Source organism: Mesorhizobium monacense, assembly GCF_056781675.1.
In genome coordinates this window covers 3,551,395-3,570,013 of record NZ_CM165567.1, presented here as the reverse complement: position 1 = coordinate 3,570,013, position 18,619 = coordinate 3,551,395, and the positions used below count along the sequence as shown (strand labels likewise).

Genomic DNA, 18,619 nt, shown 5'->3' with positions numbered 1-18,619 from the left:
TACGATATTTCCATGAAACTCGAACAAGCGGCAAAACAGCTGGAAGCGCTGGGCAACCCGACGCGGTTGAAACTCTACCGCATCCTGGTCCGGGCCGGCGAGGCAGGCAGGCCGGTCGGCACTCTGCAGGAAAGTCTGGGCATCGCCGCCTCGACGCTGTCACATCATTTGCACCGGCTCATCCTGACCGGTCTGGTCACGCAGGAGCGGCAGGCGACGACGCTGATCTGCCGCGCCAACTATCCGATCATGCGGGATCTGATCGGCTTCCTCGCCGACGAATGCTGCGCCGATGCCGCCAGCAATCCCGCCGCGGGAGAAGCGGCGGCATAATTTTTTGCCTCATATTTCGATAATCCCGGAATTATGGAAGGTAGCGAAATGAACAAGCATAGCGATCTCCCGGTAGCAGTCATCGGTGCCGGCCCTGTCGGCCTGGCGGCAGCCGTCCACCTGCTTCGCCAGGGCCTGCCAGTGAAGCTGTACGAGGCCGGCGGCGACGTTGCCACCAACCTTCGCGATTGGGGCCATGTCAGGATTTTTACGCCCTGGCGCTTTTGTGTCGATCGGGCGGCGCGGGAATTGCTGGAAGAGCATGGCTGGAACATGCCCGATCCCGAGGCGTTTCCCACCGCCAACGAGCTTGTCGATCTCTATCTCGATCCGCTCGCGAAACTCCCGCAGATGGCGCCGGTGATCGAAACCGGCGCTCGAATTGTCGGCATCTCGCGCTGGGGCGCCGACAAGGTGCAGAGCAGGGGGCGCGAGACGCGGCCCTTCATGCTGGTGGTCGAAACCGCCAAGGGCACCAGGCGTGACGGTGCCCGCGCCGTCATCGATGCTTCGGGCACATGGCAGACGCCGAACCCGCTCGGTGCCGGCGGCCTCGCGGCCGAGGGCGAGATGGAATTCGCCGATCGCATCGCTTACGGCATTCCCGATATTCTCGGCCGCGACCGCAGCGTTTACGCCGGCCGCACCACGCTGGTGGCTGGTTCCGGCCATTCGGCGGCCAATGCCTTGCTCGATCTTGCCAGGCTGGCGGATGCCGAACCTGGGACGGCGTCCATCTGGACGGCTCGCGGCATCGACCTGGTGCGCATCTATGGCGGCGGCGACGCCGACCAGTTGCCGGCGCGTGGCGAGCTTGGCGCCGATGCGCGCGAACTTGCCGAAAGCGGCCGCGTCACGCTGGTCACTGGTTTTGCCACGGTGGCCATTCGCGACGAAGGCGGTCGCCTGATCGTCGAGGGCGAGACAGAAGACGGCTTGCAGCGGATCGGCCCGGTCGATCGCATCATCGCCGCCACCGGGCAGCGGCCCGACCTCACGCTGACAAGGGAGCTTCGGCTCGATCTCGATCCGTGGCTGGAAAGCGTCAAGGCGCTAGGGCCGCTCATCGATCCCAACGAGCATTCCTGCGGCGACGTGCCCCCGCACGGACACCGCGAACTCAGCCATCCCGAGGCAGGTTTCTACACGGTCGGCATCAAGAGCTATGGTCGGGCGCCGACTTTCCTGCTGCTGACCGGCTACGAACAGGTCCGCTCGGTCGCGGCCGCATTGGCAGGCGACATCGCGTCCGCCGATACGGTGCGACTGGTCCTGCCCGAGACCGGCGTCTGCGTGGTGCCGGGCTCGCTGCAGGTGTCGAAAATCGATGCGGCGTCAACGGGCTGCTGCGGTGGCCCGGCGCCACAAGAGGCGGATGCGTGCTGCGTCGCCGATGTCGAGGCGAAGGCCGCCGGCAAGAGTGGCTGCGGCTGCGGCGTCGCCGCATGAGCATTCCGTCGGGCATGCGCAGCCGCGGCACGATCATCACCGTGCTCGGGCTGACGCAGATCATGGCGTGGGGCTCTTCCTACTACCTGCCGGCGGTCATTGCGCCGAAGGTGGCCGCGGAGACCGGTTGGTCGCTGGCCTGGGTGGTTGGCGGCCTGTCACTCGGGCTTCTGGTCGCCGGCTTGATCTCGCCGCGTGTCGGCTCCTCGATCGAGCGTTATGGCGGCCGCAATGTGCTCGCTTTCAGCGCCGTCTGTATCGGCGCCGGCCAGATCGGCCTGGCGGCGGCACCTTCGCTTGCCGCCTTTATCGCCGCCTGGCTGGTGATCGGGCTCGGCATGGGGGCAGGGCTCTACGACGCGGCCTTCGCGACGCTTGGTCGCTAGTATGGCCACAGCGCGCGTTCCGCCATCACGACGCTGACCCTGTTCGGCGGTTTCGCCAGCACCGTCTGCTGGCCGATTTCCGCCTTCCTGATGGCAGAGATCGGCTGGCGCGGCACCTGCCTTGCCTATGCCGCCGTACAGTTCCTCATCGCTCTGCCGCTTTATCTCACGCTGCTTCCACGTCGGGTGCCGCAACGCAGCGCCGTATCCGAGATGGATCGAAACGCCTCATCCGTTCCGGCAGGCAATCCATCCTTCCCGGTCATGGCTTTGCTCGCCACCACCATCACGCTTGCAGCGGTGATTTCCTCGACGCTCTCGGTTCACCTGTTGTCGATTTTGCAAGCCGGCGGCCTGGCGCTTGCCGTCGCCGTCGGGCTCGGAGCCTTGGTCGGCCCGTTCCAAGTGACGGCGCGCGGCATCGAGATGATGATCGCGCGCTACCATCATCCGATCTGGACCAAGCTTGCCTCGGCGAGTTTTGTCGCCATAGGCGTCTTGGCGCTGTGGACCGGCATGCCGGCCGTGCCAGTGGCGCTCGGCTTCTACGGCGCCGGCATTGGCCTTGAATCGATCGCGCGCGGCACCTTGCCGCTCGCTTTGTTCGGTCCGTCGGGCTACGCGAAATTGATGGGCCGCCTGGCCATGCCGAGTCTGATCGCCCAGGCGGCCGCGCCGTCGATGGGCGCGGTGCTGATGCAATGGACGGGAGCGCAAGGCACGCTTGCCGTACTTGGCGCCCTTGCCGTGTTCAATGTCGTGCTGGCATGCGGCCTGCGCTGGTTATTGGGTCGCAACAGGGGCATTCTGCTGCAGCCGGGGTAGCCAACACTGCCGGCAGTCCCGCGCCGCTACAGCCGCGCCTTGATGCGTTTTAGCTTCCGGCTGACGCGGTCGCCATATTTAACGTCCGATTTGCCGCGGGCGCTTCTGAATTCGTACCACTCGCCGTTCGGAGACCTGCGCTGGTAGATCACCTTGCCGGCCTGGCGGTGCTCGAAGCAGGTCGTCGAGCCCTTCGCCCCCCAGGACCCATGCCATTTCGCCCGGAAGCAGAGCTTGCCGCTGCCGGGGAGGAACCAGATGCCATCGCCAAAGCTCGGCTTGCCGCCTTCCGTCGACCAGGCGTTGAACTGCCGCTGCTTCACGGCAAAGAACGCAGCGCCGTGATTGCCCCACAGCCACGAATGGTTCTGGTAGATCTGGTAGACGCCCGCGTCGGGAACGACGGCGGCCTTTTGCGCCTTTTCGGCGATTTTCGTCGCCGGTTTGGCTACCGCCGGGACCTGGAAGGCAAGAACAAGAACGGAGCAGGCCAGCGCCGCTCCGAGGCAATTTACCAGTATTCGTTTCACGGAACTACTCCACACGCTGATCACGACACGCCTCGACCGTCATCCCGAACCGTAGTGCGGGATCGATCACGTTTAAACAAAAAGATGGAGATCCATCCCGATCGCATCGGGATGGATCGGCATGATAGGTCTACGGCAGGACGTTCTGGGTCACCCTCCAGTCGGGCAGACCATAGCCACCCAGCCACGGCCACACTTCCTTCTGGTTGAAGTAGACGACCGAAGTCAGCGCCGGGAACTCCGCATAGGACTTGCGGGAGTCTTCCTGCCACTTCGTGACGTAGTCCTGCTTGCCGACATAGCCGAGTTCCGCCACCACGATCGGCTTGTTGAAACCCGCGACGCGGTCATAGCCGGGCTTCAGCGATTCGGCGAAGGTGCGGTCGCGGCCGGCCTCGTCATTGTCCTTCTTCTGCAGGCCGAACACCGACAGGCCGACCACGTCGACATAGTTGTCGCCCGGATAGTACTTCTCCAGGCCTTCCACGCCCTTGGGCGACCACATGTATTTCGCCGCGGGAGCGACCTTGCGGCAGACATCGACTTCGCGCTTGTAGGCGGCGATCCAGTCCTTCGGTGCCCAGTTGGCCCAGGTGAAGCGGCCGTTCGTGTCTTCCATTTCCTGCGCCCAGCGAATGGTCACCGGACTCTTCATCTGTCCCACCAGGCTGCAGATCGCATGCATGTTGGCGTCATACTTGCCGCTCAATATGCCGTCGCGCAGTTGGGGCGGGGTGATGCGCCAGTCCTTCGACCAGGTCCACGGCTCGATGGTGATCAGGAGCGAACGGCCGCGCTGCAGCGCATAGGCGTCGGCCAGCGGAAGGGTTGCCAGATCGACGTCCTCCCAAGGCAGGAACAACTCCTCGATGCTGGCGCTCTTGTCGGCGCTGAAATCGCCATAGGGGTCATAGGAGCCGAAAGACGAAGCAGCACTGCTCGTCTTCATCGGGTCCGTCCCGGCGCCCGCGGCCTCCGGTGAGCCCGCGACCACCGGGAAGGCGAGGCTTCCCCCAAGGATGAGTGCTGACACAAATGCAGTTGCTGTGGAGTATTTCATACCCAACCTCCCATAGCTTCAACGTCCAGCTGACCTTGAAGCTTCGCCACATCGTATCGACAGCATCGATACGACAAACCCAATCCATCGGGCCTATCGGCGTGATCTGTGGGATTTCAGAGCGACTGTGGACCGGTGTGCCATGCGCAAGCGCCGTCCATCAAAGTGATCTCTCGAGACGCCGGTACGATGGAAGCCCCCGAAGAGAAAGTTCGCCGCGATACTCACAAATTCGCGCCAACATTCCGATACATTATCCCAACTCTAATATAAGAGCCTATGCCGTCCGAGAGTCAAGCGCCATTAACGTTTACTTAACCTTGTTGCCTCCGGGATGGTTAACGCCACCGCTCCCAGGCCTTGCTTTGTGAACGAGAAAATTGCCGTGCCGGAATTCCGGCCAGGTGATTTCCGCAGCTCGGGAATCCAGGCCGGCTGTCGGTGACAGCGTCCCAAAACCTCTCCAATTCAAGGCGTTAGGTTAACCAGTCCTCAAGAAGCGTGGTTAACGGACACTGAATTTTGTTGACTCTCCATTAGAGCAAGCTGATTCTGTCGACGGGGATTGATTGGTCGGGCGCTGTCTAGCGGCTGTCCAAACTGGCGGCGGGTAGTTGTATGAGTGTTTCCGCGCGTGCTGGCGTTATCGCCGGCAAAACGAGGTCGGCTGGCCGGCCGGTGACCGCACGTGCCGAGGCGGCGCAGAAGGGGCCTTTCCTGGTCCCTGTCCTGTCTCCCGTCCAGCAACGGGTCCTGCGGCTCGGCCTGGCTTTCTGGTTTCTCAGCCTCGGCTTTTTCTGGATCTGGTGGCTGCAGCCGGACCATATCGAACACATCGGGCCATTCACCTTCGCGACGCTCGTGCTGGGCTGGCTGACCTTGATGCCGATGTACTTCCTCCTCAACGTGTACGCATCGAGAAAACCATCCAAGCTCAACAGCATCCCGAAGCGTTCGCGAGTCGCCATGGTGGTGACCAAGGCCCCGTCCGAACCCTTCGCCGTGGTCGCGCGCACGCTGGAAGCGATGCTTGCGCAGGACTATCCGCATGACACCTGGCTGGCCGACGAGGACCCCTCCGAGGAGACGGTTGCCTGGTGCGACGCCCGAGGCGTGATGATTTCGACGCGACGCGGCAGGCAAGACTACCACCGCAAGACATGGCCGCGCCGGACCCGCTGCAAGGAAGGCAATCTGGCGTTCTTCTACGACCACTATGGCTATGAGCGTTACCACTTCGTCGCCCAGATGGACGCCGACCATGTGCCGACGCCGACCTATCTCAGGGAGATCCTCTATCCCTTCGCCGATCCGGCGGTCGGCTACGTCTCGGCGCCCAGCATCTGCGACAACAATGCCGACGAAAGCTGGGCGGCGCGCGGCCGGCTGTTTCCGGAAGGGATGTTCCACGGCCCCTTGCAGTCCGGCCATACCGGCGGCGGGGCGCCGCTTTGCATCGGCTCCCACTATGCGGTGCGGACCAAGGCGCTGAAGCAGGCGGGCGGTCTCGGTCCGGAACTGGCCGAGGATCACTCCACCTCGATGCTGATCAACGCGGCCGGATGGCGCGGCGTGCACGCGCTCGACGCCATCGCGCATGGCGACGGGCCGCAGACCTTCGCCGACCTCGTCACCCAGGAATTCCAGTGGTCGCGCAGCCTGATGACGATCCTGCTCGAATACTCGCCGAGCTACCTGCACAAGCTGTCGCCGCGGCTGAGGTTCCAGTTCCTGTTTTGCCAGCTCTGGTATCCGCTGTTCGCCGTCTTTGCGTTGCTGATGTACGTCATGCCGATGTACGCGCTGTTCACCGGGCGTAACTTCGCCAATGTCATGTATCTCGACTTCCTGTTCTACTATGTGCCGAACGCGGTCGCCCTGGTCGGCCTGGTGATGATGCTGAAGGCGTTCGGCGTGTCGCGTCCGATCACGGCCAAGACGATCAGTTGGGAAGGCACGCTGTTCCTGTTCTTCGCGCGCTGGCCGTGGGTGCTGGCCGGCACGCTGTCGTCGCTGCGCGACTATCTGACCAAGTCGTTCGTGGATTTCCGCGTCACGCCCAAGGGCAACGGTCCCAAGCATCTTCTGCCGGTCCGTGTCTTTGTTCCCTACGTGGCGCTGGCGATCGGCGCGGCGCTGCCCGTCCTGCTCGTCGACCACCCCTTCGATGCCACCGGCTTCTATTGGTTCGCCGCCTTCAACGCCTTCCTCTACGGGCTTCTGGTGGTGGTCATCGTCGTCAGGCACGTCATCGAGAACAAGATCCCGTTGCGCGCCAATGCCGCCAAATTTGCCTTGCAGGCGTCGCTCGCCGTGCTGGCCCTGACCGTGCCGGCCGTGGGCTTTTACGATCGTGGCCTGGAAGGTGTCTACGGGCTGCAGCAGGGCGCCGGCAGCCTGCGCATCGTCAGGGTGGCCTATCCGGTTTCCGGCGCCGGCCAGGGCAACATCGGAACCCGCAATTTCTACCTCGATCCGGGCTGGGAAACGCTGCGCTGAGCGTGGCCTAGATCCGGCAACAGCAGCTTCGATCCTGCCAGCCTGAGCACCGGCCGCCGTTCGCGGCCGGCACGATGCGTCGTCTGTCGACGTGTCGCATGACGAGGGGTCGCTCCGCCCGCATCTCGATCCGACTGATTGAATTTTCCATCATATCCGAACGAACGGCGAAAGGCTGTGTTCATCATGCTGTTTGCACGAATTTTAACAAGTCTCCCCTAATATGCGGGCACGATGTGAGTGGCAAATGGCCATTTCGCGAGGCGCGGAAAACAACGAATACAAAGTATATCCGCCGCGCACCACCGAGTTAACTTCCGGGGCAGGGGACAGGCGATGAACAAGTTTATGGAAAGTCTGGCCAATACGGGCAGAAAATATACCTATGCTTTTGCTGCCATCGCGTTGGTCACGATGGTGTCAGGCTGCCAGACCACGGACACGACCAAGACCGGCTCGATCAGCGGGCGGACCGTGGACCAAGGGTTCGGCAAAAAGATCGATAGCGTCAAGAAGGTCCATCCCGTCAAGAAGAAGGCCCTTTACCGCAAGCCGGTGACGCGGATGACCAGCGTGACGCGCACGAGCGAACGGGCCTATGCGGCCTTTGTCCGGCCGCAGCGCATCGGCAAGCCGAAAGCGCTGAAGGTTTCCTACAGTCTGGGCAGCAGCGGCCCGCTCCTGGGCCGCTCACCCTGGATCTGTGGCCCGAGCGGCTTCGGCCAGCGCTCGAGCTGCCGTTCACGTTACTGATCTTCAGCCGGGGGGCGCGAGCCGGGGGCAAGGGGTTGGCGCAGGCTCTGCCCGCTACCTCTTGCCCTCCGGCCGCCATTCCTGGCGATACCAGTCGACGAATTTCCGCAAACCTTCCTCGACCGACACCTTCGGCTTGAAGCCGAAATCCCGCTCCAGCGCGCTGGTGTCGGCATAGGTCTTTTCAACCTCGCCGGCCTGCATGGGCTCGTTGTGGCGTATCGCCTTGACGCCGAGCAGGCTTTCCAGCGTGTCGATGAAGCGGCCGAGATGGACCGGCTGGCTGTTGCCGATATTGTAGAGGGCATGTTTAGGGTCGCCACTGGCGTGCCTGGGGCCGCCATTGGCGTGCCCAGCGCCGTCTGTCGGCGGCTTGTCGAGCACGGCGACGACGCCGTCGACGATGTCGTCGATGAAGGTGAAGTCGCGCCACATCTCGCCGTGGTTGAAGACGCGGATCGGCTTGCCAGCAAGCATCGCCTCGGTGAAGATCCAACTCGCCATGTCGGGCCGGCCCCACGGGCCGTAGACGGTGAAAAAGCGCAGGCCGGTCTGCGGCAGGCCGAACAGATGCGAATAGGTCGAGCTCATCAGCTCGTCGGCCTTCTTGGTGGCGGCGTAGATCGACACCGGGTCGTCGACGCGGTCACTCTCCGAAAACGGCACCTTGGTGTTGCCGCCATAGACCGAACTCGACGACGCATAGACGAGGTGCTCGATATCAGGTGATGCCCGGCAGAGCTCGAGAATTTCCAGATGGCCGGCGATGTTGGCGTGGATATAGGCGCGCGGATTTTCGAGCGAATAGCGCACGCCCGCTTGCGCCGCCAGATGCACGATCTTGCGCACCGGCCGCTTGCCCAGCACCGCGGCCAGGACGCCCGGTTCGGCAATGTCCAGCTCGTGGAACGAAAATCCCGGCCTGCCGGAAAGCCGGGCGAGCCGCGCCACTTTCAGCGCCGGATCGTAATAGGCGTTCATGTTGTCGACGCCGACGACCTCGTCGCCGCGGTCCAGAAGCCGCTGGCAGACATGACTGCCGATGAAGCCCGCGGCACCGGTCACAACTATGGACATAGAACCCCCCAGAGAGCTTTGCGATCAGGTCACCGGCTGGGGCGATACCAGCCGTCGCCGTTATTTTCACCGGGCACCGGTCGTGGCCGTGCGACATAGGCCGACGACCCGTTCGCCTCGTGATAGACGCGCGCCAGCATTTCCGCCAGCACGCCCGACGTCACCATTTGCACCCCGGCGATAAGCAGGAAGAAGCCGGTGAACAGCATCGGGCGGGTTCCGATGTCCTGGCCGAAAAACAGCTTCAGACCGAACAGATAGGCAAGGATCAGCGCGCCCAGCGCGCCCAGCACGATGCCGATGCCGCCGAAGAAATGCCCGGGCCGGGTGCGATAGCGCATGAAGAAATACATGAAGACCAGATCGAGCACGACCCTGAAGGTGCGCGAAATGCCGTATTTGGACTGGCCGTGGATGCGGGCGTGGTGCGTCACCACTTCCTGCGCGATGCGCCGCGGCGTCGTCACCGTGGCGAGCCAGGCCGGGATGAAGCGGTGCATCTCGCCATAGAGCTTGACGCTGCGGATGACGTTGCCGCGATAGACCTTAAGGCTGCAGCCATAGTCCTTGAGACGCACGCCGGTGACGCGCGCGATCAGCGAGTTGGCGATGCGCGAAGGCAGCCTGCGCATCAAAAGCCCTTCCTGGCGGTCCTTGCGCCAGCCGACCACCAGGTCGAGATCCTCGGTCAGCAGCCGGTAGACCATGCGCGGGATGTCGAAGGGGTCGTTCTGCAGGTCGCCGTCGATCGTGGCGATGACGTCGCCGCGCGCCGCGTCCATGCCGGCCTGCATCGCCGCCGTCTGCTTGTAGTTGCGCATCAGCTCGACCGCATGCACATGCGGGCCATAATGCGCCGCCAGGCGCCTGATCTCGCTCACTGTGGCGTCGGTGCTGCCGTCGTCGACCAGCACGACCTCCCACGGCCGGCCGTAATGTTCCATCGCCTGGTGAATCCGCGCCAGCAGCGGCTCGACGTTTTCGGCCTCGTTGTACATGGGAACGACGATCGACAGCGTGTGCTCCGGCATGACCGCGCCCTCGGGCAGTCCCGAAGCAGGGATGGGCAATACGTTCATGGCGATGACTTCCTTGCAGAGCCGACGGCCGGGTTTCCCGGCACAGTCGATTTCGAGGGAAACAGCCAGGCGATCGCGCCCGTCGCGATCGCCGAGCAGAAGATGAACAGATGCAGTGCCAGCGCCGCCTGCAGGCCACTCTTGATGGCAATGCCGGAATAGAGCAGCGCCGCCGCCGCTCCCGCCTCATAGGTGCCGAAGCCGGCGACGCCTTGGACTGGCAGAATGGCTGCGGCCTCGGCGCCGACGGCCCCGGGGAAGGCGGTCTGGAGAGACGTGCCCAGCAGCATGGCCAGCAGCCAACCCTGCACGGCAAGCTTCAGCGCCCAGTTGGCGACCGTCCACCACCAGCCGTAGCGCGACCGTCCAGTCGCCTCGGTGAAAATGTCGCGCAGCATGCCGAACTTCGCAACGATCCTGCCGCGTGCCGCCCAGTCATGCGGCGCGCGCGCCCATCGCGGCAGATACCAGGCGGCCGCGATCAGCGCCGCGATCCCCGCCGCCCTCAGCGCGGGATAGAGGCCCGGCCACACCAGGCAGGCGAGCACGCCAACGACGAAGGCGTCCTGCAGCCTGAACCACAGCAGCGAGGCGCTGGCGCGCATGAGCGGTATGCCGAAGACCTGCCGCAACAGCAGCGGAAAGGCGGTCTCGCCGCCGCGGAAGGGCACGACATTGATCATCGCATTGTGGATCAGGATGACGCGCAGGCAGGCGCCGAAACGGCCGTTCACCTCGTCGCGGAACTCGTCGCAGACGCGCAGCGCCCGCAGCACATAGGTGACGAACAGCGCCAGCGCGACAGCCGCGAATGCGCCGGGTGTGATACTGGCGAAGGCATCGCCGACCATCTTCCAGCGCGAGTCGCTGGCGAGCCAGGCCAGCAGCGCCAGCGTCATGACAATCGAGACTATTCTTTTCAACCAATTCTCCGCCACTTGCGCGGGCCTATTGTGCTCGGCGGCGCCGGACCCATTGTTTTGCTGCACCCGTAACCCGCACTGCTCGTTTGTTGAGTGCGCGGGCAGATCCGCGGAAGCAACCATGAGCCTCGACGTTTTCGGCCGCGTTGAAGTGTGGCGGTCTTATAGATCACCGGACTACGCGAATCCACCAACTTGGTCGTCGACGGATATGGGTCATGCCGACGGGGCGTCGGCAGTATTGGCATGCACCGCAAATCCTTGATTTTGCAGTCTGTCACGAGAGTTCGCCACATTCGCAACCAGCCTTCCCGGGAAGGTTGACATCGTTCTTCGCGCGGCGATTAATAGCGTGCAGGTAGTAACGGCAGTGCCTTGCAATCCCCGGGCTCTTCCAGGAAATATTCGGCCAACCCCACACCATTGAGAAGCGAATACCGAAATGCGATCGCTCGCCATGACAACCAAAAGGGGATCTGGGGCGCAACCTCGTCGCCTTGCCGCATCCCTTGCGCCCCTCCTGGCCATCTGCTGTCAGATTGCGCTTCTCGGAACCGCGAATGCGGCAGCCAAGGACAAAGCGCCTGCGGAGGCAGATGCCTCGGCCACTGTTCCGTCCGCCTATGAGTTGCAAGTTCTTTACCAGGACCGCACCTGGATCTGGAAGAACGGCGCGGCCTACTTCGCCAAGGACAACAGGCGTCTTCAGGCCTGGACGTCCGGACAGGACCAGGCTTCCATCGCCGAAGGCAGGTGGCTGGTCACCAAAACCGGCAAGATGTGCATGGAGGTCGCCTGGCGGTCCAAGACTTATACCGCCAAGGTGGGCCGCACCTGCTACAGCCACCGCATCAACGGCGACAACATCGAGCAACGCAAGGACCCGGATGGGGATTGGTACAGCTTCAAGCACTCTCCGGAAGATGCGGCCGACGAGTACAAGAAATTCGAGTCAGGCGACACCAAGGGCGCGCAGTTCGAAGAGACCCGCAAACTGGTCGATTCCAAGAGCTAGCCCCGGCAGGAACAAGGCATTGGATCAAGCAGGCTCGCTGAGACTAAAGCCCTCACTCCAGCCCAGCGAGCCCACGCCCCGACAAGCTACAAACAGGGGCGACAACCAGCCTTGCGGGCTGGTATTTCCGACCGGCGCATTTCACGTGCCATGCGGCCCACAAGGCCGTGGCAAGCACCGGGAAAAACCATTGCAGTGACATCATTGGACTGCCTCCAGCCCGAAGAAGGGCGCGGCCGTCCTGACGATCGTGTCGATGTCGGAAAGTTCCGGCACGAAGCCCAGATGTACGCGTGCGTTGACCGGGTCGGCATAGAGCTCGGCCGGATCGCCGGGGCGTCTGGTCCTGTAGACGGCCGGAACCGATTTCGAGGTCATGCGGCTGACCGCCTGCAGGATCTCCTTGATCGACACGCCCCGGCCGGTGCCGAGATTGACCGACAGGTTTTCGCCGCCGGCCTCGAGATGCATCAGCGCCTTGAGATGGGCGCGGGCGAGATCGCTGACATGGATGTAGTCGCGCACGCAGGTGCCGTCCGACGTGTCGTAGTCTGTGCCGAAAACCTCGATCTCGTCGATCATCCCGGATGCGGCCATCAGCACCCTGGGAACGAGGTGGGTCTCGGGCGTGTGCCACTCGCCGAGTTCGCCGTCGGGGTCTGCTCCGCAGGCGTTGAAATAGCGCAGGATCGCGTATTTCATCCCGTAGGCCGCCGCGTAGTCGCCGATGATCTGCTCGCCCATCAGCTTGGTCCGGCCGTAGGGGCTGATCGGATTTTGCGACGATGTCTCGCGCACCGGCAATGCTTCGGGCACGCCATAGGTCGCGCAGCTGCTCGAGAAGATGACGTTCTCAATCGAGCCCGCGCGCGCCGCGTCGAGCACGGCGATGGTGCCGGCCACATTGGTCGAATAATATTCGGCCGGCTCGCGGACCGACTCGCCGACATAGGCGAGCGCCGCGAAGTGGATGATCGCCTTCGGCCGGTAGGTCGCGATCGCCTCGCGCAGCGCTTCGCCGTCGCGGATGTCGCCGACGACGAGCGGCCCCCAGGCGACGGATTTCTCATTGCCGCGGCTGAGATCGTCGTAGACAACGGGCAGGTAGCCGGCAGCCGATAGCAGCTTGCAGGTGTGGCTGCCGATGAAGCCGGCCCCACCGGTCACCAATATGGGGCGGCGTGTCATGACATTGCGGCCTCTTTGACCGGCCGGCTGCCGTAGAGCAGGGCGTCGAAATACTCCACCGTGTGCGCCAGGCCCTGGCTCAGGCTGACCTGCGGCTCCCAGCCGAGATGCTGCCTGGCGAACGAAATGTCGGGCTTGCGCTGCCTGGGATCGTCGACCGGCAGCGGCCGGTGCACGATCCTCGAGCGGGAATTCGTGTAGTCGATGACCAGCCTGGCCAGTTCCATGACGGTGAATTCGACCGGATTGCCGAGATTGACCGGATGCGCGGGCGCATTGGGGGCATTCATCAGCCGGATGAAGCCTTCGATCAGATCGTCCGCATAGCAGAACGATCGCGTCTGCAGGCCGCTCCCGTAGACGGTCAGGTCCTCGGCGCGCAACGCCTGGACGATGAAGTTCGACACCACGCGGCCGTCATCGGGCTGCATGCGGCGGCCATAGGTGTTGAAGATGCGCGCGACGCGCACATCGATGCCGTAGGTTCGCGAATAGTCGAAGAACAGGGTTTCGGCCGAGCGCTTGCCTTCGTCGTAGCAGGATCGTGGGCCGTGCGTGTTGACGTTGCCGAAATAGCCTTCGGGCTGCGGATGCACCAGCGGGTCGCCATAGACCTCGGACGTGGAAGCCTGGAATATCTTGGCGTTGTGCCGCCGGGCGAGTTCCAGGAGGTTCAGCGAGCCGAGCACGCTCGTCTTGAACGTGTGGATCGGGTCGGCCTGGTAATGCGGCGGCGAAGCCGGGCAGGCGAGGTTGTAGATTTCGTCGACCGGGAGGTCGAGCGGCAGCGTATCGATGATGTCATGCTCGATGCACAGGAAGCCCGGATCGCGCTGCAGGACGTTGAGATTGTATCGCTTGCCGGTGTGGAAATTGTCCACCGCGATGACTTCGTAGCCATCGCGCAGCAGCCGCTCGCACAGATGCGAACCCAGAAATCCTGCGCCTCCGGCCACCAGGGCGCGGCCGCGATTGAAACTGCCGCCCCGTCGGCCGGTCCCCACACCGGGCTTCAGAACCTTGATCACCTTATTCATTGCATCCCCCTTACGCACCGCAAACGCTACCAACCCCGAGGCCGGGACAAAGCTTCGCCCGGCCACGTCCCAGAGAACGTGGCGAAAACCTCCGCTCGCGCGGAATCGCCATCAGTGATGTGCGTAAATAGTCTGAGGTTGCGGAGATCGTGCCGTACGGCTTATTGGCTGCCGCTCAGCATTCAATACCCCTGAATCGCGACCACGCGTCTGGTTGCCACCATCGCGGATTGCTCGCCCAAATTGCACACCCAACGCATATAAAAATATACCTGTGGACAAACTAGTCAACTAAATTAGAGATTCATTAACCGTATTCGTTGGTGAGTGGTTAATCATGGGCGAGGGCGAACGTCTCTCCCTCGGTCCAAGCATCGCACTGGCAGGGACCTGGAAGGCGAAAGTGGTTGGTCCTCATTTGCCAGGATTGCAAAGGAGCGCCTGAAATTTCGCGAGCGGAAGTCAAAGGTTTGCCGACTACCACGTCTGGAAGAAGACACGCCTGCGGCGGCCCGCGATCTCCTTGGGTAATGATAAAATTTTAAATATTCTCGGCCGGGGTCTGGCTCTGGACCCTCATGAAGCAATGCGATTGCTGCCCGAAACCGCTCGGGCTGCAAATATGCGCGGCGGCTCCGAGGTAGGGGTTCATGCGCACTTTGCTGATCGGGCGAGCGACGGGTCTGTTTTGAATTTTAGGATATGGCTTCACGCTGACCAGAGCTGCGCTTCCGGTCTGGGATGAATTGAACGAAAACAATCCGCCCGACATAAAGTATTGGCATCCGGATGTCGCCAGCAGGCTGCCCAAGACGAGCACCCTGTACACAAATCCATTTATGCTATCGAAATTTGACCTGCAGTGACGGCCTTGGTGCTGCCCATGAACTTCGCGCATCAAATATCCCCTCATTAAAATCGCATGCGGGGCCATACCCGAATCACAGGGCAGGCGCTGATACACCCCATTATGCCGAGGCGCCTTATTTTAGCGATAGCTGTTTAGCCGCAATGCAACGTTTGCGCGACTTTTCTGCGCGACCCGGCCGTCACGAAAACAGGCATGGCCCGCCGATGGTGGGCCATGCCTGACGTTTCCTGGTGACGGCGATCTTCCCCGCCCATTTCCTTCTTGCCGGCGGGAATTATTCCCCGCCCATTTCCTTCTTGAAAGTCTCGAAATCGACCTGCATGCCGTTGAAGACAGTGCTCCAGTGGCGGGTCAGCGCGGCCATGGCCACGGCTTCCTGGATTTCCTCGTCGGTGGCGCCGGCGCGCTTGGCGTCCTGCGTGTCCGACCAGATGCAGTAGCTGCACGGGATCTGCGCTGCCACGGCGAGTGAGATCAGCGACTTGACCTTCGGTGGCAGTGCCGTCTTGTCGCTGAGCTGGATAGCCTTGACCTCCGCCCATGCGCCGGGCAGACCGGCTTTCGGGAACTGCTTCACAAAGCTTGGCACGCCGCCCATGGTCGACTGGATGTCCTTGATGGCAGCGTCATAGTCGTCGGCCTGGGCAGGCACCTGGGCGAGCGCTAAGGCGCAGGCTGCAGCGGCGAGCAAGGATGCACGGCGGATGAAGGAATGCGCGGATGAAGGAATACGATAGGCAGACATGGTTTTCTCCTCTGGTGTTTGTTAGCCTTACGATGTAAGGTAATGCGGAAAATGAGCCTTACAGTGTAAGTTGTCAAGCGACGCCATGGACTCTTCGATCAAAAAAAAGCGACCACGCGGGCGGCTGTCCCGCGAGATGATCGAGGATGCGGCTTTCCAGGTGATCGAGAGGGAGGGCCTTGCCGGCTTTTCGATGCGCAATCTGGCGGCCGAACTCGGCTGCGAGGCGATGAGCATCTATCATCACTTCCCCTCGCAGGCGCATCTGCACGAAGCCCTGGTCGACCGGCTGATCGGCTCGCTCGAAATGCCCGACGCCGGTCTGCCCTGGCGGCAGAGGATGCACATCGCCATGCACGACTTCCGCCGCATCGGCAGCGAGCACCCGGCCTTCGCGCCGTTCCTCGTCACCTACCGCATGAATTCGCCGGCTTGCCTTGCATGGTTGAGTGGCATCCTCGGCCTGTTCGAGGCCGGAGGCTTCGGTCCCGAACTGAGCGCGCGGCTGTTCCGCACCGTCGGCTATTATCTGATGGGCGCGATCCTCGACGAGACCGCCGGCTATGCCAAGGGCCCGTCGGCGGTCACCACCGTCAGCGACGAGCAGCTTGCGCGGGATTTCCCGAATGTTGCTGCCGCCGGCCGCTATTTCGGCGCCGCCGAATTCGACCGGACATTCGATCTCGGTCTCGATATGCTGCTCGACGAGATGGAGCGCGCCCTTGGCGGCGCCAATTCGAGGTAGCCGGGCGCATGCGCTTTCTGTTTGTTCTGATCCTGCTCGCCGGAGCCGCGATCGGCGTCGCCTATCCCTGGGCGATGAGCAACTTCTCCGGTCATGAGATCGGCACCTGGCGGGTCTTTGAGAAGGGCCGGTTCAGGCCGGTGACGGTGCCGCTTGCCGCAAGCGACGCACCGGTCAGGGTGCTGGTCGACCTGACCGCCCGGGCCGAGCGCATCGTCTCGCAGCAGCGCACCGTGCTGACGCTGACCGCCGCAGCCGGCGGCCGCACGGCGCTCGCCTCGACGCTGCAGTTCAACCGCTCCGACAACCCGCGCCAGCCCAGCCCGCAATCGCCGGACAAGATCTTTCGCGACGAGGCGGGCGTGATCGAGACGGTCAGCCCCGGCGCCTATCTGTTCACCGTCGGCCTTGGCGATGCCGAGAACATTCCGATGCGCGCGGTCGACCTCGTGCTGCGCGCCGGCACCGGCGAGATCGACCAAAGGGCGCGGCCGGTCGGCTTCTCGCTGATGGCGGCCGGCCTGATCGGGCTGGTGCTGGCGATGGTCTTTGGCCGTGGTGGCGGCCGGCCGGAAAACCCGAACTCGCAACCACCGCCGCCGCGCTGGGGCAGGGGCTCGAAGTGAACTACCGCCATGCCTATCACGCCGGCAACTTCGCCGATGTCGTCAAGCATGTCGTGCTGACGCGCCTGCTCGAATATCTCAAGCAGAAGGACAAGGCGTTCCGCGTCATCGACACCCATGCCGGCATCGGCCGCTACGATTTGTCGTCGGCCGAAGCTCAGAAAACCGGCGAATGGCAGGGCGGCATCGGCCGGCTGGTCGACGGTGCACTCGGCGCCCAGGCGGCCGCCCTTCTGGCGCCCTATCTGGAAGTGGTTCGCGCGCTCAACCCCGACGGCGGCTTGAAGAAATATCCGGGCTCGCCGCTGATCGCCAGGCATCTGCTGCGCAAGCAGGACCGGCTGACGGCGATCGAACTGCATCCCGACGATGCGAACCGGCTCAAAGCGGTCTTTGCCGGCGACTTCCAGGCGAGGGTAATCGAACTCGACGGCTGGCTGGCGCTCGGCGCGCAACTGCCGCCGAAGGAAAAGCGCGGCCTGGTGCTGATCGACCCGCCATTCGAAGAGGCGGGCGAATTCGACCGTCTGGTCGACGGGCTGGTCAAGGCCCACAAGCGCTGGCCGGGCGGCATCTATGCGCTGTGGTACCCGATCAAGGAGCGCAAGGCGGTCATCGCCTTCAGGAAGGCGCTCAAGCAGACGGGCATCCCCAAGCTGCTCGACATAGAATTCGAGATCAGGCCGGCCTCGTCGGAGCCCAGTCTCGACGGCAGCGGCATGGTGGTGGTCAACCCACCCTTCACGCTTGAGGGCGAGTTGCGCCTCCTGCTGCCGGCCCTGCACAGATTGCTCGCGGTCGGGCGCCCGGCGGACTGGTCGCTGCGGTGGCTGGCGGGGGAGGCGGGGTAAAGGCGACAGCAGCATCCGCCTTGCGAACCCACCTCCGGCGGATGGCGAGTTTGAAGCTGGAAACCATCATCATCGCAACCGCTTGACCGCTGACCGGCGATTCCGCACAGTGCGCGCAATCGAACTTGAGAGGCTGTCATGACTCGCTTCGCCAAATCCGCCCTTGCCGCCCTGATTTCGCTTTGCACGCCGCTCGCCACCTCGCTCGGCTTCACCCAGGCGGCGCATGCCGCCGATCTTTCCGTCTATTCCGACGAGGATAGCGGTGTGTGCGGGCAGGCCTGGGTGTTGAACAAGATCACCAGCCGCTTTTCCTACCAGGTGCACCACGTGCCGCATTTGCCGGATGTCGCCATCACCGATTTCCGCCGTATCCACCAGCACCGCTATCTGCCGGCCAGCGAACAATGGCCGATCGGCCGCCGTTATTGCGGCGCCACGGTCGCCCTGTCGGACGGCCGCGACCGCACCATCTGGTACCTGATCGAGGAAGGGCAAGGTTTTGCCTCGATCGGTGACAATGTCGAATTCTGCGTCGCGGGCTTCGACCGCTGGATGGTCTACAACGGCCGCTGCCGCGTCCTGCGCTGAACGCAGCTTTCCGTTCCAGGACATTTTCGCGCCTGC

General features: G+C 63.2%; 17 protein-coding genes and 1 pseudogene. 10 read left to right on the top strand and 8 right to left on the bottom strand.

What is annotated here, in order from left to right:
• The first annotated feature begins 12 nt into the window (after positions 1-12).
• From AC1RUK_RS17480 to AC1RUK_RS17470, 3 genes and pseudogenes are all read left to right on the top strand, one after another.
• Positions 13-333 (top strand): ArsR/SmtB family transcription factor, encoded by a 321-nt coding sequence (locus AC1RUK_RS17480; protein ID WP_120016752.1) that lies wholly within the window; start codon positions 13-15, stop codon positions 331-333.
• Between the two features lie 48 nt (positions 334-381).
• Positions 382-1,782, top strand: coding sequence for an NAD(P)-binding protein (locus AC1RUK_RS17475; protein WP_481834612.1), 1,401 nt, complete (start codon positions 382-384; stop codon positions 1,780-1,782).
• Positions 1,779-2,993, top strand: a pseudogene (locus AC1RUK_RS17470) (MFS transporter). Before AC1RUK_RS17475 ends, AC1RUK_RS17470 begins: the two are co-directional and overlap by 4 nt.
• A gap of 26 nt (positions 2,994-3,019) precedes the next feature.
• Here the strand turns inward: AC1RUK_RS17470 and AC1RUK_RS17465 are convergent.
• Both AC1RUK_RS17465 and AC1RUK_RS17460 read right to left on the bottom strand, forming a co-directional pair.
• Entirely contained in the window at positions 3,020-3,523 is a 504-nt protein-coding gene (locus AC1RUK_RS17465; protein ID WP_481834613.1) for a DUF995 domain-containing protein, read from the bottom strand.
• Positions 3,524-3,653: 130 nt separating this feature from the next.
• Positions 3,654-4,583, bottom strand: a complete 930-nt coding sequence (locus tag AC1RUK_RS17460) for a glycoside hydrolase family 26 protein (protein ID WP_481834614.1) — start codon at positions 4,581-4,583, stop codon at positions 3,654-3,656.
• Between the two features lie 618 nt (positions 4,584-5,201).
• Here AC1RUK_RS17460 and AC1RUK_RS17455 point away from each other — a divergent pair.
• Together AC1RUK_RS17455 and AC1RUK_RS17450 are read left to right on the top strand one after the other, a co-directional pair.
• Entirely contained in the window at positions 5,202-7,082 is a 1,881-nt protein-coding gene (locus AC1RUK_RS17455) for a glycosyltransferase family 2 protein (RefSeq protein WP_481834615.1), read from the top strand.
• 336 nt (positions 7,083-7,418) lie between these two features.
• A complete protein-coding gene (locus AC1RUK_RS17450; protein ID WP_481834616.1) occupies positions 7,419-7,835 on the top strand; it encodes a hypothetical protein in 417 nt (138 codons plus the stop codon).
• Between the two features lie 54 nt (positions 7,836-7,889).
• Here AC1RUK_RS17450 and AC1RUK_RS17445 read toward each other — a convergent pair whose 3' ends face one another.
• Genes AC1RUK_RS17445 through AC1RUK_RS17435 form a run of 3 tightly spaced genes read right to left on the bottom strand, consistent with a single transcriptional unit; the run spans position 7,890 to position 10,914 of the window.
• The gene (locus AC1RUK_RS17445) at positions 7,890-8,912 is read right to left on the bottom strand and encodes an NAD-dependent epimerase/dehydratase family protein (protein WP_481834617.1); all 1,023 of its coding nucleotides are present in this window, start codon (positions 8,910-8,912) and stop codon (positions 7,890-7,892) included.
• Positions 8,913-8,941: 29 nt separating this feature from the next.
• A complete protein-coding gene (locus AC1RUK_RS17440; RefSeq protein WP_481834618.1) occupies positions 8,942-9,991 on the bottom strand; it encodes a glycosyltransferase family 2 protein in 1,050 nt (349 codons plus the stop codon).
• Positions 9,988-10,914 carry a lysylphosphatidylglycerol synthase domain-containing protein gene (locus AC1RUK_RS17435; RefSeq protein WP_481834619.1) on the bottom strand — a complete coding sequence of 309 codons (927 nt, stop codon included), beginning with the start codon at positions 10,912-10,914 and terminating at the stop codon, positions 9,988-9,990. Before AC1RUK_RS17435 ends, AC1RUK_RS17440 begins: the two co-directional genes overlap by 4 nt.
• Before the next feature lie 442 nt (positions 10,915-11,356).
• Between AC1RUK_RS17435 and AC1RUK_RS17430 the strand changes: the two genes are divergently transcribed.
• Positions 11,357-11,929 carry a DUF995 domain-containing protein gene (locus AC1RUK_RS17430; RefSeq protein WP_481834620.1) on the top strand — a complete coding sequence of 191 codons (573 nt, stop codon included), beginning with the start codon at positions 11,357-11,359 and terminating at the stop codon, positions 11,927-11,929.
• A 201-nt stretch (positions 11,930-12,130) separates the two neighbouring features.
• On the opposite strand, the gene galE is transcribed toward AC1RUK_RS17430, so the two are convergent.
• The 3 genes from galE to AC1RUK_RS17415 form a co-directional block, all read right to left on the bottom strand.
• Entirely contained in the window at positions 12,131-13,117 is a 987-nt protein-coding gene (gene galE, locus AC1RUK_RS17425; RefSeq protein ID WP_481834621.1) for a UDP-glucose 4-epimerase GalE, read from the bottom strand.
• Positions 13,114-14,154 (bottom strand): UDP-glucuronic acid decarboxylase family protein, encoded by a 1,041-nt coding sequence (locus tag AC1RUK_RS17420; protein ID WP_481834622.1) that lies wholly within the window; start codon positions 14,152-14,154, stop codon positions 13,114-13,116. The genes galE and AC1RUK_RS17420 overlap by 4 nt, the downstream gene beginning before the upstream one ends.
• Before the next feature lie 1,145 nt (positions 14,155-15,299).
• Positions 15,300-15,770 (bottom strand): carboxymuconolactone decarboxylase family protein, encoded by a 471-nt coding sequence (locus AC1RUK_RS17415; RefSeq protein WP_481834623.1) that lies wholly within the window; start codon positions 15,768-15,770, stop codon positions 15,300-15,302.
• Between the two features lie 85 nt (positions 15,771-15,855).
• On the opposite strand from AC1RUK_RS17415, the gene AC1RUK_RS17410 reads away from it, so the two are divergent.
• The 4 genes from AC1RUK_RS17410 (at position 15,856) to AC1RUK_RS17395 (ending at position 18,583) form a co-directional block, all read left to right on the top strand.
• Entirely contained in the window at positions 15,856-16,515 is a 660-nt protein-coding gene (locus AC1RUK_RS17410) for a TetR/AcrR family transcriptional regulator (protein WP_481834624.1), read from the top strand.
• Positions 16,516-16,523: 8 nt separating this feature from the next.
• Positions 16,524-17,141, top strand: coding sequence for a hypothetical protein (locus AC1RUK_RS17405; protein WP_481834625.1), 618 nt, complete (start codon positions 16,524-16,526; stop codon positions 17,139-17,141).
• Entirely contained in the window at positions 17,138-17,992 is an 855-nt protein-coding gene (locus tag AC1RUK_RS17400; protein WP_481834626.1) for a 23S rRNA (adenine(2030)-N(6))-methyltransferase RlmJ, read from the top strand. Before AC1RUK_RS17405 ends, AC1RUK_RS17400 begins: the two co-directional genes overlap by 4 nt.
• 138 nt (positions 17,993-18,130) lie before the next feature.
• Positions 18,131-18,583: a hypothetical protein gene (locus AC1RUK_RS17395; RefSeq protein ID WP_481834627.1), complete on the top strand. Its 453-nt coding sequence runs from the start codon at positions 18,131-18,133 to the stop codon at positions 18,581-18,583.
• The last annotated feature ends 36 nt before the right edge of the window (positions 18,584-18,619 follow it).

Excerpts from the sequence above, each read along its gene's own strand:
- AC1RUK_RS17480 (WP_120016752.1), top strand. The coding sequence starts at position 13 with ATGAAACTCGAACAAGCGGCAAAACAGCTGGAAGCGCTGGGCAACCCG.
- AC1RUK_RS17475 (WP_481834612.1), top strand. The coding sequence starts at position 382 with ATGAACAAGCATAGCGATCTCCCGGTAGCAGTCATCGGTGCCGGCCCT.
- AC1RUK_RS17460 (WP_481834614.1), bottom strand. The coding sequence starts at position 4,583 with ATGAAATACTCCACAGCAACTGCATTTGTGTCAGCACTCATCCTTGGG.
- AC1RUK_RS17455 (WP_481834615.1), top strand. The coding sequence starts at position 5,202 with ATGAGTGTTTCCGCGCGTGCTGGCGTTATCGCCGGCAAAACGAGGTCG.
- AC1RUK_RS17450 (WP_481834616.1), top strand. The coding sequence starts at position 7,419 with ATGAACAAGTTTATGGAAAGTCTGGCCAATACGGGCAGAAAATATACC.
- AC1RUK_RS17445 (WP_481834617.1), bottom strand. The coding sequence starts at position 8,912 with ATGTCCATAGTTGTGACCGGTGCCGCGGGCTTCATCGGCAGTCATGTC.
- AC1RUK_RS17440 (WP_481834618.1), bottom strand. The coding sequence starts at position 9,991 with ATGAACGTATTGCCCATCCCTGCTTCGGGACTGCCCGAGGGCGCGGTC.
- AC1RUK_RS17430 (WP_481834620.1), top strand. The coding sequence starts at position 11,357 with ATGCGATCGCTCGCCATGACAACCAAAAGGGGATCTGGGGCGCAACCT.
- galE (WP_481834621.1), bottom strand. The coding sequence starts at position 13,117 with ATGACACGCCGCCCCATATTGGTGACCGGTGGGGCCGGCTTCATCGGC.
- AC1RUK_RS17420 (WP_481834622.1), bottom strand. The coding sequence starts at position 14,154 with ATGAATAAGGTGATCAAGGTTCTGAAGCCCGGTGTGGGGACCGGCCGA.
- AC1RUK_RS17415 (WP_481834623.1), bottom strand. The coding sequence starts at position 15,770 with ATGTCTGCCTATCGTATTCCTTCATCCGCGCATTCCTTCATCCGCCGT.
- AC1RUK_RS17410 (WP_481834624.1), top strand. The coding sequence starts at position 15,856 with ATGGACTCTTCGATCAAAAAAAAGCGACCACGCGGGCGGCTGTCCCGC.
- AC1RUK_RS17405 (WP_481834625.1), top strand. The coding sequence starts at position 16,524 with ATGCGCTTTCTGTTTGTTCTGATCCTGCTCGCCGGAGCCGCGATCGGC.
- AC1RUK_RS17395 (WP_481834627.1), top strand. The coding sequence starts at position 18,131 with ATGACTCGCTTCGCCAAATCCGCCCTTGCCGCCCTGATTTCGCTTTGC.